The 14,630-nt window shown below is 70.2% G+C and carries 16 protein-coding genes; 9 read left to right on the forward strand and 7 right to left on the reverse strand.

Annotation, left to right across the window (positions count from 1 at the left end):
- The 6 genes from ACZ7OH_RS00130 to ACZ7OH_RS00155 form a co-directional block, all read right to left on the reverse strand.
- Complete coding sequence (locus tag ACZ7OH_RS00130; RefSeq protein ID WP_470278843.1) at positions 1 to 1,788, reverse strand: electron transfer flavoprotein; 1,788 nt, start codon at positions 1,786 to 1,788, stop codon at positions 1 to 3.
- A complete protein-coding gene (locus ACZ7OH_RS00135; protein ID WP_470278844.1) occupies positions 1,785 to 2,042 on the reverse strand; it encodes a rubredoxin in 258 nt (85 codons plus the stop codon). Before ACZ7OH_RS00135 ends, ACZ7OH_RS00130 begins: the two co-directional genes overlap by 4 nt.
- A gap of 88 nt (positions 2,043 to 2,130) precedes the next feature.
- The gene (gene hcaB, locus ACZ7OH_RS00140) at positions 2,131 to 2,946 is read right to left on the reverse strand and encodes a 3-(cis-5,6-dihydroxycyclohexa-1,3-dien-1-yl)propanoate dehydrogenase (protein ID WP_470278845.1); all 816 of its coding nucleotides are present in this window, start codon (positions 2,944 to 2,946) and stop codon (positions 2,131 to 2,133) included.
- Positions 2,947 to 2,951: 5 nt separating this feature from the next.
- Positions 2,952 to 3,224: a dihydrodiol dehydrogenase gene (locus ACZ7OH_RS00145; protein ID WP_290057904.1), complete on the reverse strand. Its 273-nt coding sequence runs from the start codon at positions 3,222 to 3,224 to the stop codon at positions 2,952 to 2,954.
- 13 nt (positions 3,225 to 3,237) lie between these two features.
- Positions 3,238 to 3,756, reverse strand: a complete 519-nt coding sequence (locus tag ACZ7OH_RS00150; RefSeq protein ID WP_400908388.1) for an aromatic-ring-hydroxylating dioxygenase subunit beta — start codon at positions 3,754 to 3,756, stop codon at positions 3,238 to 3,240.
- A 5-nt stretch (positions 3,757 to 3,761) separates the two neighbouring features.
- Positions 3,762 to 5,150, reverse strand: coding sequence for a Rieske 2Fe-2S domain-containing protein (locus ACZ7OH_RS00155; protein ID WP_470278846.1), 1,389 nt, complete (start codon positions 5,148 to 5,150; stop codon positions 3,762 to 3,764).
- Positions 5,151 to 5,317: 167 nt separating this feature from the next.
- Between ACZ7OH_RS00155 and ACZ7OH_RS00160 the strand changes: the two genes are divergently transcribed.
- From ACZ7OH_RS00160 to ACZ7OH_RS00195, 8 genes are all read left to right on the forward strand, one after another.
- Complete coding sequence (locus tag ACZ7OH_RS00160; RefSeq protein WP_400908391.1) at positions 5,318 to 5,716, forward strand: SCP2 sterol-binding domain-containing protein; 399 nt, start codon at positions 5,318 to 5,320, stop codon at positions 5,714 to 5,716.
- Between the two features lie 239 nt (positions 5,717 to 5,955).
- Positions 5,956 to 6,585, forward strand: a complete 630-nt coding sequence (locus ACZ7OH_RS00165) for a GntR family transcriptional regulator (protein ID WP_470278847.1) — start codon at positions 5,956 to 5,958, stop codon at positions 6,583 to 6,585.
- A gap of 150 nt (positions 6,586 to 6,735) precedes the next feature.
- Positions 6,736 to 7,593: an alpha/beta fold hydrolase gene (locus ACZ7OH_RS00170; RefSeq protein ID WP_470278848.1), complete on the forward strand. Its 858-nt coding sequence runs from the start codon at positions 6,736 to 6,738 to the stop codon at positions 7,591 to 7,593.
- Positions 7,593 to 9,071 (forward strand): 4-hydroxyphenylacetate 3-hydroxylase family protein, encoded by a 1,479-nt coding sequence (locus tag ACZ7OH_RS00175; protein WP_470278849.1) that lies wholly within the window; start codon positions 7,593 to 7,595, stop codon positions 9,069 to 9,071. The genes ACZ7OH_RS00170 and ACZ7OH_RS00175 overlap by 1 nt, the downstream gene beginning before the upstream one ends.
- Positions 9,068 to 9,832 carry an SDR family oxidoreductase gene (locus tag ACZ7OH_RS00180; RefSeq protein ID WP_470278850.1) on the forward strand — a complete coding sequence of 255 codons (765 nt, stop codon included), beginning with the start codon at positions 9,068 to 9,070 and terminating at the stop codon, positions 9,830 to 9,832. Before ACZ7OH_RS00175 ends, ACZ7OH_RS00180 begins: the two co-directional genes overlap by 4 nt.
- 10 nt (positions 9,833 to 9,842) lie before the next feature.
- Positions 9,843 to 10,319, forward strand: a complete 477-nt coding sequence (locus ACZ7OH_RS00185; protein ID WP_470278851.1) for a cupin domain-containing protein — start codon at positions 9,843 to 9,845, stop codon at positions 10,317 to 10,319.
- A gap of 6 nt (positions 10,320 to 10,325) precedes the next feature.
- Positions 10,326 to 11,201, forward strand: coding sequence for a VOC family protein (locus tag ACZ7OH_RS00190; protein WP_470278852.1), 876 nt, complete (start codon positions 10,326 to 10,328; stop codon positions 11,199 to 11,201).
- 92 nt (positions 11,202 to 11,293) lie between these two features.
- Positions 11,294 to 12,283 carry a dihydrodipicolinate synthase family protein gene (locus ACZ7OH_RS00195; protein ID WP_470278853.1) on the forward strand — a complete coding sequence of 330 codons (990 nt, stop codon included), beginning with the start codon at positions 11,294 to 11,296 and terminating at the stop codon, positions 12,281 to 12,283.
- A gap of 103 nt (positions 12,284 to 12,386) precedes the next feature.
- On the opposite strand, the gene ACZ7OH_RS00200 is transcribed toward ACZ7OH_RS00195, so the two are convergent.
- On the reverse strand, positions 12,387 to 13,526 hold the full coding sequence (locus tag ACZ7OH_RS00200) for a lytic transglycosylase domain-containing protein (protein ID WP_470278854.1): 1,140 nt from the start codon (positions 13,524 to 13,526) through the stop codon (positions 12,387 to 12,389).
- Positions 13,527 to 13,630: 104 nt separating this feature from the next.
- Between ACZ7OH_RS00200 and ACZ7OH_RS00205 the strand changes: the two genes are divergently transcribed.
- Entirely contained in the window at positions 13,631 to 14,575 is a 945-nt protein-coding gene (locus ACZ7OH_RS00205; RefSeq protein WP_470278855.1) for a 3-carboxyethylcatechol 2,3-dioxygenase, read from the forward strand.
- Positions 14,576 to 14,630: the final 55 nt, after the last annotated feature.

Raw genomic sequence — 14,630 nt, forward strand, 5'->3', positions numbered from 1 at the left:
TCAGCTGGCGACCGCGCCCGCCGTTGCCAGCAGCAGGTCCAGCAGGACGCCCTCGACGTTCGCGGTGACGACGGTGTCGGCCAGACCGGTGAAGGCGTCGAGCCAGGCACCCGGGTCGACGACGACCACGCGGCCGGCGCCCTTGACCGCCTGGAGCGTGCCGAGGTCGTGGCGCCCGAACCCGAGGTAGACCACGGGCGCGATGCTGCGCGCGAGCGGCCCGATCTCGAGCTGCGGGGGCGCCTCCCCCGCGGCGACCGCGGCGGCCGTCGCGACGAGCGCGATCCCCGGTGTCGCGGCGACGCGTTCGGCGACGCGGCGGGCACCGGTGCCCAGACCCGGCCCGAGCCCGATGACCAGCCGCGCCGCGGCGAGCCTCGGGGCGTCCGGACGCTCGACCCGGCGCTCGACCGCGGTGCATGCACCGTCGCCGGTCGCGGTGCCACCGGCGAACTCGACATCAGGCTCCCGCTGATCGCGAACGGCTCGTGCCGTGAAGGACCCGGGTCGCAGGGTGCCCATCGACGGCGTGGAGTGCGCGATCACCGGCGCGACCACGTCCGCCGACAGCGCCGGTTTGAGCCACAGCAGGTCGGGCTCGTCGGTGTCCGCGTCACGGACCTCCAGGGCGGTGAAGTCCCCGGTCAGGCCGAGCCCGAGCCGCGCGGCGACACGCGGGGCGTAGTCGCGGCCACGGGCGCTGAACGGCGCGATCACCGCGAACGGCGTGTGCGCGGCGATCGCCGTGCTCAGTGCGTCGGTGACCAGGTCCGTGCGGTAGTCCGCCGGCTCGGTCCCCCGCAGCACCAGCACCCGGTCGGCCCCGTGCGCGTAGAGCACGCGCGGGAGGTCGTGCGGCTGGTCGCACGGCAGCACCGCCACGATCGTGGCCCGCAGGTCACCGGCGACCGAGCGAGCGCAGGCCAGCGCTTCGAGACTCGTCGGGTGGAGGCCACCGCCGGGCAGCGGCTCGGCGACCGCCCAGATCTCGCGCGACGGGCCGGTCACGACGACGTCGGCCTCGGGCTCGAGCGGCGCGAAGGCCGCCCGCAGCAGTTCGGCGGTGTCGAACCCGGCCCCGACGTACTCGGCCTTGCGTTCGCGGGCGTCGTGCCGGATCTCGGCCACGAAGGTCGGCGAACCCCGGGTGCCGAAGTCGCGCGGTCCGCCGCCGAGATCCTCGGCGGTGAGCGTTTCGACGGCCGACGGATCGGCGGGGGTCACGAACGGCGGCTCGGCGCCCCGCCCGACGGAGACCACCGCGGGCAACGCGACGGTCCAGGCTTCCCGGCCGACGTCGGTTTCGACGTCCGCGGCGAGGACGCCGTCGCCGACCCGCAGGTTCGTGGCCTGGGTCAGCTGCGGGAGCCCGGCCAGCTCCGCGACCTGCGGGCCGACCTGCGCGGTGCCGCCGTCCAGCGTCCACCGGCCGGTGAGCACCAGGTCCGGGCGTTCCCGTTCGACGAGCCGGGCGAGCGCGCGGGCCGTCGCCAGGGTGTCGGCACCGGCGAACCGGCGGTCGACCAGGTGCACGGCCCGGTCGGCACCCCGGCTCAGCGCGTCGAGCAGGGCCGACGCGGCGGCCGGCGGCCCCATCGTCACGGCGACCACCTCCCAGCCGGTCTCCGCCCGCAGGGTCAGCGCCTGCGCCAGCGCGTGCAGGTCCGGCGGGTTGGTGACGACCTGGTCGTCGTCCCGGCGGATCCGTTTCGTGCGTTCGTCGAAGACGCCCCGCCCCGGCACCGGGACCTGCTTGAGGCAGACGAGAACGCGGCCCGGCGTGTTCACCCCTGCGCTCCAGCGTAGGCGTCGTCCTCGACGTCGTACTCCTCGCCCGGCGCGAGCATCCGGAACTCCTTCTTGCGCGCCCCGCACACGGGGCAGACCCAGTCGTCCGGGATGTCGGCGAACGACGTGCCGGGCTCGATCCCGCCTTCGGGGTCGCCGAGGCGGGGGTCGTACACGTCCTGGCAGACATCACAGATCCACAGTGCGGTGGCGGGATCGGCCTGGGTTTCTTCGGTGGCCACCAGCGTCTTCATCGACGCCTCCTTTCGAGGGTGGAAAAGGAGACGGCCCCGGAACTCGGGGTTTCCGAGGCCGTCTCCCCGCTTGGGTGCGGCAGGCGGATCAGGGTTCGAGCCCCGCCATGCGCGTCATCCCGCGCACGCCCAGGCCGCCGTCGCTGTGGATGATCGTGCCGGTGACCGCGGGGGCGCGTTCCTTGGCGGCGAGGAACGCGTAGGCCCAGGAGTGGTCCTCCGGCTGGGCGACGACGCCCAGCGGGTTGATCCCCTTGATCAGGCCTTCGATGTCCGGGACGTCCTTCAGCGACTGGCCTTCGTTCGCCAGCGCGGGAATCCCCCGCAGGTCCGTGATCGTGCCGCCGGGCGCCACTCCGTTGACCCGCACGTGCGGCGACAGCTCGTACGCGAGCTCGGTCACCAGACCGCGGACGGCGAACTTCGACGCCACGTAGAGCGGACCACCGCCGCCGGGGTAGAACCCGGCGTTGGAAATGGTCAGGATCACCTGACCCCGGTTCTCGATCAGCTGCTCCAGCGCGGCCTTCACGCTCAGCAGGTTGCTCTTCACGTTGACGCCGAAGAGCTGGTCGAACGCCTCGCCGATCTTGTCCTTCGGCAGCTGCGGGATCTCGGTGAAGTAGTCGAACACGCCCACCGCGCACACCAGCGTGGTCAGCGACCCGAACGCCTTGGTCACGTCCGCGACGGCGCGCTCGTTGTCCCACATGGAAGTCGCGTCGCCCTGCGTCACGACCACGGCGTCCGCGGGCAGTTTCTCCCGCAGGTCCTGCGCCTTCTCGGGCGAGATCTCGAGGATGCCGACCTTCGCGCCCTCTCGCACGTAGAGATCGACCACGGCCCGGCCGATACCCGATCCCCCGCCGGTGACGAGGGCGACCTTCCCGTCCAGGAAACCCATGGGAATCAGTCCTTTCCGAGCAGAGCCGACAGCGGGCGCGCGTTGAGCTCCGTGCCGGGGCCGTACGGGGTGTCGAGCAGCTTCGAAAACGTTTCGGGCGGCTGCCAGGTGAGGCTTTCCAGCTGCAGCGGGTCGAGCAGGGTCTGGAACCCGAGCCGGGGCGAGCTGACCAGGAGGCGCTCACGCTGGCCGGTGCTGGTGTAGCTGACCTGGATCACCGTGAACTCGTTGGCGATCTGGATGATCGGGTCCTGGCCCTCGTTGTGGATGATGGTCACCGAACTGCCTCCGTCACATGATCAGGGCGAGGTTGTGCGTCATGACGGTGGTCTGGTCGAGCACGACCACCCGCTTGGCGAGCCGGTAGCCGCCGGCCACCCGGCGGAGCACGTCGTGGCGCTCGCCGGAAAGGATGTCGAAAGTCGCGACGTCACCGCGGGTGCGGTACAGCAGCAGGTTCGACTTGACGGCCAGCTCGCCCTCCGCCTCGCCGGCGGCGACCCGGACGTTGGTCACGAAGTGCCGCGATCGCGACGGCGGGTCCTCCGCCCACGCGTACTCGGTTTCCAGTCGCAGGACGCGCATTTCCATCGAGTCCCAGTCATCGTCCATCAGGGTCATCCCCTCGACGATGTCCGTGTCGGCCTCGCGTTCGCGCGTCACCCGCAGCGGCACGACGTACGACAGGTCCTCGGCGACCAGGTCGAGCCATTCGCGGTACTTGCCGGTGTCGAGCAGTTCGGCCTCGCCGAAGAGCCACTCGCTGACTTCGCGGACCGTGGCGTCGGTGATTTCCGTTGCTGTGGTCATGTTCGCTACGCCTCCGCCCGCGTGAGCGCTTCGGCCGCGGCGGCGTCGGAGACCTTGCCGTTGCCGGTGTGGGACGCCGGGTCCGTGACCATCAGCTGCATCCAGTACTCCATGAAGTTGCGCTGGTTGGCTTCGGCGTAGTCCATCGGGAACGCCTTGCCGGGACCGGGCCAGTCGGGGTCGGGCTCGTAGACGCCGCGGCCCATCTGGTAGTTGAGCTCCATGGTCTTGGCGTACTGGGCACCCAGGACCCGGGTGATGCTGCGCCAGTTCTCGGCGTCGTCCTGCTCGAAGGCCCCGGAGATGCCGAACGTGCGCACGTAGGCCTGGTAGCTCTCTTCCTTGTACCAGTCCGGCGCTTCCTTCTCGACCAGGAAGAAGGACATGATCTCCATCTTGTCCGGGCCGATCGGGTGCCACAGCCGGAGCGTCAGGAACGACGTCGGCGGCGAGACGTGGTCCTTCGACATCAGGAAGTTGCCGATCGACAGGTTCGGGAACACGGTGCCGTGGATGAACGCGACCGGCCGGAACACCTCCACCTGCTCCGGCGAAAGCCGGCGCTGCAGCTGCTCGACGATGTTCTCCGGCATACCGAGGAACTCGGGCAGCGGGATCCCCGGCGGCGGGCCGATGATGCCGAGGCCGTGGCCGTGCTCGGTGTGCACGTGCTCGCCGTAGAGCGCGAACTTCGGGTCCGGCGGGGCGAGCCCGAGCTCCACCATGGACCGGTGGGTCATCATCGTGTGGTAGGCGTCGCCGATGAAGTTGTCGGCACCGAGCTTCCAGTTCGCGTCGACGATCCAGCGCTGGGGAGCTCCGACGACCTGCAGGCCGGCGTCACTGCGGTCCAGCACGAGGTCGAGGTAGAACTTCATGTCCCCGAGGTAGTCGTCGAGGGACTGGGCGTCCGGGTCGAGGCAGCCGAAGATCAAACCCTTGTAGGTGTCCAGCTTGGGGACCGGCTTGAGCTGCCACAGGGACTTGTCGAGCTTGTTGCCGTACGCCTCGCGTCCGGCCGGGACGCCGACGAGGCTGCCTTTGTTGTTGTAGGTCCAGCCGTGGTACGGGCAGCGGAAATGGGAGGCGTTCCCCATTTCGGCGCGGCACACCTGCATGCCGCGGTGGCGGCAGCTGTTCAGGTGGCCGCGGACTTCGCCGTCTTCGTCCCGGCAGACGATGAATTGATCTTCCGAGATGTACCGGACGACGTAGTCGCCGCGCTCCGGGATTTCGCTTTCGTGGGCGAGGAAAACCCAGGAGCGGCCGAAGACGCGCTCACGCTCGGCGTCGTGCATCTCCGGGTCGTTGATGATCGCGGCCGGAACGGTCCAGTCGGCCTCTACGTCACGCAAACCCTTCTCGAGGATCTGCCGGAGTTCATCCCTCAACATGTGACCGCCTTGGCGTCGGACATCTTTGTCTCCTCCGAAGAATCGCGGGCCCGGAATGGTCAGGGCCGCGTCGACAGCTTGACTGGCTTTCTAAGATACTAGTATCTTCAGCGTCGTTGTCAAACCCCAGTTGTCCGCCGCGGAGGCGAACCGAAGGAGAGCGCACCATGGGAACACCCGTCCTGTCGCCGGAGTGGATGAAGTCCTACGCCGAGCTCTGGAACACCACGGACGCGACGCGCGAGGGCCTGAAGAAGCTGAGCATGGTCGTGGAGTACCGGCTCGCCGAGGACGAGAGCCGCGCGGGCCAGATCGAGGTCAACGCGGGCGAAGTCGTGCGCGCCGGAGCGCCGGCCGAAGGCGTGAAGCCGGACTTCCTGCTGACCGCGAAGGTCGAGACCTGGCAGCGTCTCGGCGATGGCGAGCTGCCCGCCGCCAAGGCGATGGTCACCCGGAAGGTCAAGTTCCGCGGGTCCATGTCGGTGGCGCTCGCCAACCTGCCCGGCCTCGAAGCCGCGATGAAGATGTTCGGCCAGATCGACGACACCGACTGGTCGGTGGGCTGACCGGGGTCGCGGGCGGCAGCCTCGACCTGCCCGAAGCCGGAGCGGTCGCCCGCTCCGGCTTCGGCACTGCCGACCAGACGGCGGGAGCCCTTGCTCCACCCGGCCCAATGAGCCGGCCGGAGCACCCGGACTCCCGTTTCGGCGCACCCCGCGCGCCATTGACACGCTAGAATCTCGGCGTGATCGACATACGCCCAACGCCGACCTTCCCGCACCGAAGGGCCGGATAGTCCATGCCCATGATCGCGTCAGTCACCAAAACGGACCAGATCTACCAAGCACTCCTCACCCAGCTGCTCGAGGGCCGCCACCAGTTCGGCGAGATCCTCAGCACCTACGACCTCGCGACGGAGTTCGGCGTGAGCCGCCGGCCGGTCATGGACGCGGTGATGCGACTGGCCGCCGCCGGGTTCATCTCGGTCATCCCGCAGGTCGGCTGCCAGGTGACGGTCCCGGACGAACGCAAGGTGCGCGACCACTTCGCGGTGGCGGGCATCCTCGAGGGAGCGGGTGCCCGGCTCGCGGCGCTCACCGCCACCGACACCCAGCTGGCCGAGATCGACGACATGCTGGTGCGGGGCACCGGCCCGGCCAAGCGGAACGACGCCCTCGCCTTCGCCGGGGCCAACCGGGACTTCCACTCCGCCGTTTTGGCCGCCAGCGGCAACCAACGCTTGGCCGACCTGGCCATGGACACCTGGGACCTCAACGACTTCTACCTCCAGAAGAACCGGTTGAGCACGGACCTGAAGCAGGCGCAGAGCGAGCACACCGAGATCGCGGAAGCGATCGAGCAGCGGGACGCCGAACGCGCCGGCAAGCTCATGGAGGAGCACGTTTCGCGATTCTGGAAGTTCGTGGAAGTGTAGCCACATTCACCTGAACGGGTGTCATGCCTCCGGCCGTGACACCCGTTTTTCTTTTCCCCATCGGGCGGCGGCGATTTCGCCGCCACCACGGGTTGCCTCTGAGATTCTAGTATGCCAACATGGAACGACGTCGCGACAGGAAGGAACGCTGTGGAGCAGCACGTAAGCATCTGGGGCGATTTGGCGGGCGTCGAGCTGCGCCAGCGGACCGTGGACGCGGCCGGCATCGCCACCCGGGTGGTGGAAGCGGGAAGCGGGCCCGCCCTCGTCATGGTGCACGGCACCGGCGGCCACCTGGAAGCCTACTCCCGCAACATCCGCGACCTGGCGAAAGAATTCCGGATCGTCGTCTACGACATGGCGGGACACGGACATTCGGCCAAGCCCGACCGGCCTTACACGATCGATTTCCTCAGCGACCACCTGATCGCGGTCCTGGACGCGCTGGGCATCGAAAAGGCCCACCTCTCCGGTGAGTCGCTCGGTGGCTGGGTGGCGGCGTGGACCGCCGCGCACCACCCCGACCGGGTCGACCGGCTGGTGCTCAACACCCCGGGCAACATCACGAACAAGCCGGAAGTGATGGCCGGGCTGAAGGAATCGAGCATGAAGGCGGTCCGCGAGGCGAGCCGGCAGAGCGTGCGCACCCGGGTCGAGTGGCTCTTCCACGACAAGAGCCTCGTCACCGACGAGCTCGTCGACCTGCGGCTGCGGATCTACACCCAGCCGGGGTTCGAAACCGCGATGCGCAACATCCTCGCGGTGCAGGACTGGGAACACCGGCGGCCGTACGTCTGGTCGTCGCAGTGGTGCGGCCGCATCGTCTCGCCGACCCTGCTGCTGTGGACCGACCACGACCCGACGGCTTCGGTCGAAGAAGCCGCGCTGCTGGAAGAGCTGATCCCCGGGAGCCGCCTCGAGGTCATCGAGGGCGCGGGCCACTGGCCGCAGTGGGAGAAGCCGGACCAGTTCAACGAGACCCACATCAGGTTCTTGAAAGGAAAGTGATGACCGCACGAAACGGCGCCGCGTACCTCGACCGGCTGCGCACCCACAGCCCCGAGCTGTGGGTCGGGGCCGAGAAGATCACCGACGTGGCCGGGCACCGGGCGACGTCCGGCGCCGCGGCCGAAATCGCCCGCCTCTACGACCTGCAGTCCAAAAGTGACAGCATGCTCTTCTCCCCCGAAGACGGCGACGGCAAGGCAGGCGTGCAGTTCCTGATGCCCCGCACGGCCGAAGACCTCGAGCTCCGCCGCGTCATGCACAAGCAGTGGGCGGACTCCAGCCTCGGCATGATGGGGCGCAGCACGGACTTCGTCAGCGCGATGCTGGTGGCGTGGAACGCCAACGCCGAGTTCTTCGGCGAAGGCGCCGACCGGGTGCGCGCGTACTACAAGTACGTGCGGGACAACGACCTCTTCCTGTCGCATGCCTTGGCTGACCCGCCGGTCGACCGGTCGAAGCCGCCGTCGCAGCAGCCGGATCCCTTCACCTACCTCGGCGTCAAGCGCGAAACCCCGGACGGCATCATCGTGAGCGGCGCGAAGATGCTCGCCACGGCGGCGCCCTACTCCGACGAGATCCTCGTCTGGCCGTTCTCGCTCCGGAAGTACGGGGCCGAGGAGAAGCCGTACGCCATCGCGTTCGCCATCCCGGCCGACGCCCCGGGCGTCCGGCTGATCTGCCGCGAACCGTTCGGCGGCGGGAACAGCTTCGACCACCCGCTCTCCAGCCGGTTCGACGAGATGGACGCCGTGGTCGTGTTCGACGACGTGCTCGTCCCCTGGGAGCGGGTCTTCATCAACCAGGACTTCGAGCGGGTCAACAACATCTGGGCGATCAACTCCAACGCCTTCACCGGCGTCCAGACGTCGGTGCGGCTGCTGGCGAAGCTCCAGTTCGTCGCGGGCATCGCCAAGCGGGCGACCGAGATCGTCAAGACCGACCAGTTCCCCCAGGTCCGCGACGCGCTCGGCGAGATCACCACCTACATCGAGCTGACCCGGGCCGCCGTCCTCGCCGCGGAAGCCGGCGCGCAGCGCAACGACGACGGCATCCTGTTCCCCGACGTCCGGCCGCTGTACGCGGTCCGCAACTCCGCGAACCGCTGGTACCCGCGCGTCCGCGAGATCCTGCAGCAGATCCTCGCCGGCGGCCTGCTCTACCAGCCGGCCGACGTGAGCGCGTTCGACTCGCCGATCGCCGCGGACATCGCCCGGTTCTACCGCGGTCCCGACACGAACAGCCTGGACCGCATCGCGATCTACAAGATCGCCGCCGATCTCGCGGTCTCCGCCTTCGGCGGCCGCCACGAGCTCTACGAGCGGTTCTACGCGGGCGATCCGCTGTTCCTCCGCATCAACACCCAGTTCAACCAGTACGACTGGACCGAGCCGCTGGGCCTGATCGACGGGCTGCTGGCCACCTCGATCAAGGAGTCCGGGCTCCTGCCCGGCGGGACCGGGGAGGGTGCGGCGGCATGACGGTGCACGGGCGGCGGGCGCTGGTGACCGCCGGGTCGAGCGGGCTCGGCACGGCGATCGCGGCGGCGCTGCGCGCGGACGGGGCCGAGGTGTTCATCACCGGGACCGGGCCGCACACCGGCGAGGTCGCCCGGAAGATCGGGGCGGCGGGCTGGGCGGTCGCGGACTTCACCCAGCCCGGCGCCGCGGCCGCGGCGGCCGACGCCGCGCGCGAAACGCTCGGGGACATCGACATCCTGGTGTCCAACACCGGCGGCACCCGCGCGGCGAAGGCCACCGAACTCTCGGCGCACGACTGGGACTCGGCCTACCGGCTCGTGCTGGACAGTGCGATCTCGCTGACCAACGCGGTGCTGCCGGGAATGTCCGCGGCCGGGTGGGGACGGCTGATCTACGTCACTTCGGTCGGCGTGGTGAAGCCGTTGCCCCTGCTGCACTTGTCCAATGTGATGCGGGCGGGGGTGGCCGCGCTGGCGCGGTCGCTGGCCGCCGAGGTGGCGCCGCACGGCGTCACCACGCACGTCATCGCCCCCGCGCACATCGACACGCCGCGGCGGCGTTCGCTCGCCGCGGCGCGCGCGGCCGCCGCGGGTGTCCCGACCGAAGAGCTGGAACGACGGCAGCTCGCGACCGAGCTGCCCGTCGGCCGGTGGGGACGTCCCGAGGAGATCGCCGACCTCGTGACCCACCTCTGCTCGGAGTTCGCCGGGTTCCAGACCGGGCAGACCCACGTCGTCGACGGCGGGATGACCTCGACCTAGCGGGAGAACCATGACGAATTTCAGCCAGTGGATGCACAAGCTCCACGAAATGAAGGACTACGACCCGGAACGGTCGATGCCGGAGCACCTGGTCACCCGCTCGGCGAGTGCCCGGTGGCTCGAGGAGGACGTGACCGGCAACCCCAGCCGGGTCGGCGTCCTCGCGGACGTGCCGGCGAAGGCGATGGAGTTCTACCTGCAGGAGATCCCGGCCGGCACGGCGACGGACCTCCAGCGCCACCTGCACGAGTCCGTCCATTGTGTACTCGAAGGCGACGGCTACTCCGAAATCGGGCCGGAAACCCTGCGGTGGTCGGCCGGCGACTTCGTCTACACCCCGCCGTGGGTCTGGCACCGGCACTACAACGACGGCACCGGACGCGTCCGCATGATCCTCGTCGAGAACTCGCGACAGCTCGACGCCCTCGGCATCAACCGGCGGGAAAGCGCCGGGAACATCCCCTACGACAAGATGGACAGGAGCTGACCCACCATGGGTATTTCTCAGGTGGCCCACGCCGAACTCGCCGTGGCCGATCTCGACGAGGCGATCGGCTTCCACACCGACGTGCTGGGCATGCGGGAGCTCGGCCGCGCCGACGGCGCCGTGCGGCTCTCCGTCGGCATCGACGGCGGCTGCGACCTCGTGCTGACCGCCGGCGGGACCGGCGTCCGGAAGTTCGCCCTGCGCGTCGACGACGTCGACGACCTCGACCACTACGCGAAGCGGCTGGCCGAAGCCGGTGTCGTGACCGAGAACCGCACCGACGAACACCCCGGCGTGGTCCGGTCCCTGCAGTTCGCGGCGCCGTCCGGGCACGTCATGGAGCTCGCGGTGCTCTCGGCCGGGCCGCAGTACATCCACCCGGCCAAGGCCCCCGCCCGCGGCGGGATCCGCGCGCTGGACTTCGACCACATCACGGTGCAGGCGCAGGACCCCAAGCCGCTGGTCGACTTCCTGGTCGAGCTGCTGGACTTCCAGGTGTCCGACATCTTCGCCCCGGCCCCCGGGGTGATCGGCGCGGCCTGGTGCCGGGCCAGCACGCTGCACCACGACATCGCGATCATCTCCACCCCGGAGGCCGGGAAGTCGCTGCACCACTACGCGCTCGGGATGGAGTCGTTCGACCACCTCAAGGTAGCCGCCGACGAGCTCGGCCGGCACGGCGTGCCGATCGAGGTCGGGCCGGGGCGCCACGGCGTGGGCGGCAACGTCTACACCTACTTCTGGGCCGCGGGCAACCGCTACGAGCTCTCGGCCGAGATGCCGCGGGTCCGGCGCAACGACCCGGTGGTGTGGGACGACTTCCCGAAGGCGTTCAGCCCGTGGGGCCTGCAGCCGCCGGAGTCGTTCGGCCACGCTTCCTGAAATCCCCCGAACCGGTCCGCCCGGCAGGCAGGGCAGCCCCCCACCTGGCCTGCCGGGCGGACCGCCCCTTCCCGGTGCACGCGAGGAGACCCATGGCGCAGAAGTTCGGTGTCGACGACCTGCGCGGCGTCATCGCCGTCACGCCCACCCCGGCCCTGCCCGGCGCGGCCGCCCTCACCGCGCGCGACACCGTGGACCTCGGCGAATCCGATCGCATGATCCGCGCGCTCGTCGCCGACGGCGTGGACGGGATCATCACCAACGGCACGCTCGGCGAGATGGCGACCCTCACGCTCGCCGAATGGCAGGCCTTCGCCGCGTGCGTCGCCGACGCCGTCGCGGACACCGCCCCGGACCTCCCGCTGTTCGTCGGGGCCACCACCCCCAACACGCGGGACACGGTCGACCGGATCCGCTTCCTGCGGGACCTCGGCGTGCGCGGCGTCATCCTCGGCCGTCCGATGTGGAGCGAGCTCGGCGCCGACACGCTGCTCGCGTTCTACCGCGGCGTCGCGGGCCTGTTCCCGGACATGGCGATCGTCCTCTACGACAACCCCGAGGCGTTCAAGGGCCCGATCCCGTCGGCCGCCTACGCCGAGCTGGCGCAAGTCCCCCAGATCATCGGCGCGAAGTACATCGCGATCACGCCGAAGTTCGGCGCGGACATGGCGGCGGTCGGCAGCCGGCTCCGGTTGCTGCCGCTGGAGAGCGACTGGCTCGCGGCGCACACGCTGCATCCGGAAACGGCGCTCGGCTGCTGGAGCAGCAGCGCCCTGTGCGGTCCGGAGCCCGTGCTCGCCCTGCGCGACGCGATCCGGGCCGGGGACGTCGACGCGGCGCGGCACCTCACCCGGCGCATCGAGTGGACGTACGAGCCGTTCCTCGCCCGGACGAACTTCCCCGAGTTCTCCAAGTACAACATCGCCCTCGAGAAGCTCCGCTTCGACGAAGCCGGCTACGTCACCGCCGGCCCCGCGCGTCCGCCGTACCACGTCGTTCCCGGCCCCTACGCCGAAGGCGCGCGCGAAAACGGGCGGCGCTGGCGCGGGCTCGTCGGCGAAGTCCGTGGCCGAGACTCCTGAAACCCGCCCGGCACCGTGCTTGTGTGTGGCACGTCCGGGCCCGCGGAAAACTGATGGCGCCGCCCCAGCCAGCCGGGGCGGCGCCATCAGTCGTCACCGGACTTCAGTGCTTGCCGAGCGGCCCGAGCAGCCCACCCACCACCTGCCCGGCGGTCGCGACGACGCCGTCCAGCGGTGCGGGCACGCTGATCGGCAGCCCGGCGATCGGCGCAGGTGCCGGCACCGGCGCAGGGGCAGGCACGGGTGTGGGTGCCGGTCGCGTGGGCGGCCCGGCCGGCGCGGGGGCCGGCTTGGCCGGTGCGGGCGGGGCCGACACGGCACCCGTGGCCGGTGGGCGCGGTGCCGCCGGCGGGGCCGGAACGGACGCCACGCTTTCGTCGTAAGTCGGATCTTCGCCGGCGTACCCGGGTTCGTCCGGTACGGCGAACGAACCCGCGGAATAGGTTCGCATCCACGCCATGACCTTGTTCAGGTAATCCTCGGAGTTGTTGTAACTGAGAATAGCACTCCGCAGTCCGGCGCCGGTGTTCAGATCGCGATCGGCGGCGCAGAGATACCGGCCGGCCGACTCGGTGGAATCGTAGACGTTCTGCACGTCCGCTTGGCCGTCACCGGATCCGTCCGTCCCCCATTTCTGCCAGGTCGAGGGGATGAACTGCATCGGGCCGGCCGCACGCGCCCATTGCCCGCTCCCCGCGTCGACCATCCTGGCGAAGCCCGGCGAACCGTCCAAGGCGGGACCGTAGACCGGGCGGACCATCGTCCCCTGCGCGTCCACGTCGCCGTGGCGGGCGTGGTTCGACTCGATCTTGCCGATGCCCGCGAGCAGCGCCCAGCTCAGGTGACACCCCGGGTTCGCGCGGCCGAGCGAGGCCTCGGCGCGGCGGTAGGCGTCGAGCACCGTGGCCGGAATGCCCGTGCTCGCACCGGATCCGGCGGCGGCGCCGAGCCGGTAGCCGGCCGGGACCGCGAGCGGCGGCAGCACCGGCACGCTGGGCAGCGTCGCGGGAAGCTCCACCCCCGGCACGGCCGGCCAGACCGGTTTCCCTTGCGCCGGCGACCTGGTCGCCGCGGCCGCGGGAAAGGGCCGCCCGTCGGCCACGGGCTCGACCAGCAGCACCCCACCACCGACCACGAGCGCACTCGTGAGGGCGACCGCGGTACGGGCCCGGTGACGTTTCCCCGTCCTCCTGCGCGCTGCTCGGTGACTGCCTTCGCTGCGATTGCCGATCGGCACTGTCATGCCAGGTCCCTTTCCGTTGCGTCATCGAAACCGAGGACTGGTATGCTAAGATTCTAGCATGTTTCTTACCGGAAGAACGCCCGCAAAGAAAGGGTGGTGGGTCGATGCCCGTTGCCGTGTGCGCCCTGTCCCATTCGCCGCTGATCGGTTTCAACCAGCCCGCGAAAGCCGTTGAGGAGCGGGTCGAGAAGGCTTTCGACCACGCGCGGCGCTTCATCGCCGGATTCGAGCCCGACCTCGTGGTGCTCTTCGCGCCCGACCACTACAACGGGTTCTTCTACGACATGATGCCGCCGTTCTGCATCGGGACGCGGGCGACCGCGCTCGGGGACTACGACACCCCGGCCGGCGAGCTCTCGGTCGCCAAGTCCGCGCGGACGCTGGCCAAAGACGTGCTGGCTGCCGGGATCGACGTCGCGCTGTCCGAACGGATGTACGTCGACCACGGGTTCTCCCAGCCGCTGCAGCTCCTGTTCGGCGGGCTCGACCGCGTTCCCGTCGTCCCCGTCTTCATCAACTCCGTCGCCGCGCCGCTCTGCCCCGTCGCCCGCGTCCGGCAGCTCGGCACGGCGATCGGCCACGCGAGCGCCCACCTCGACGAGCAGCGCGTGCTGTTCCTCGGCTCCGGCGGCCTCTCGCACGACCCGCCGGTGCCCCAGCTGGAAAACGCGACCGAGGAGGTCGCCGCGCGGCTGATCGACGGTCGCAACCCGACGCCTGAAGAGCGCGCCCGGCGGCAGGCCCGCGTGATCGCCTCCGGCCTCGACCTGGCCGCGGGCACGTCGTCGATGCAGCCGATCAACCCGGAGTGGGACCAGCAGTTCCTCGATGTGGTTTCGGCGGGCGAACTCCGGCTCGTCGACGGCTGGAGCACCGAGTGGTTCGCCGAGCAGGCCGGGCACTCCTCGCACGAGGTGCGGACCTGGATCGCCGCGTACGCCGCGATGGCGGCCCGCGGGAAGTACGTGATGAACTACCGGTTCTACGAGCCGGTGCCCGAGTGGGTGGCGGGTTTCGCCGTCACCACCGCCGTTTCCGCCGACGCCTGATCCTCCGGGCGCGGCGCCGGACCCGGCCGACGAGCGGGTCCGGCGCCGCGCGTTC

Source organism: Amycolatopsis sp. NPDC114478 (assembly GCF_055633805.1).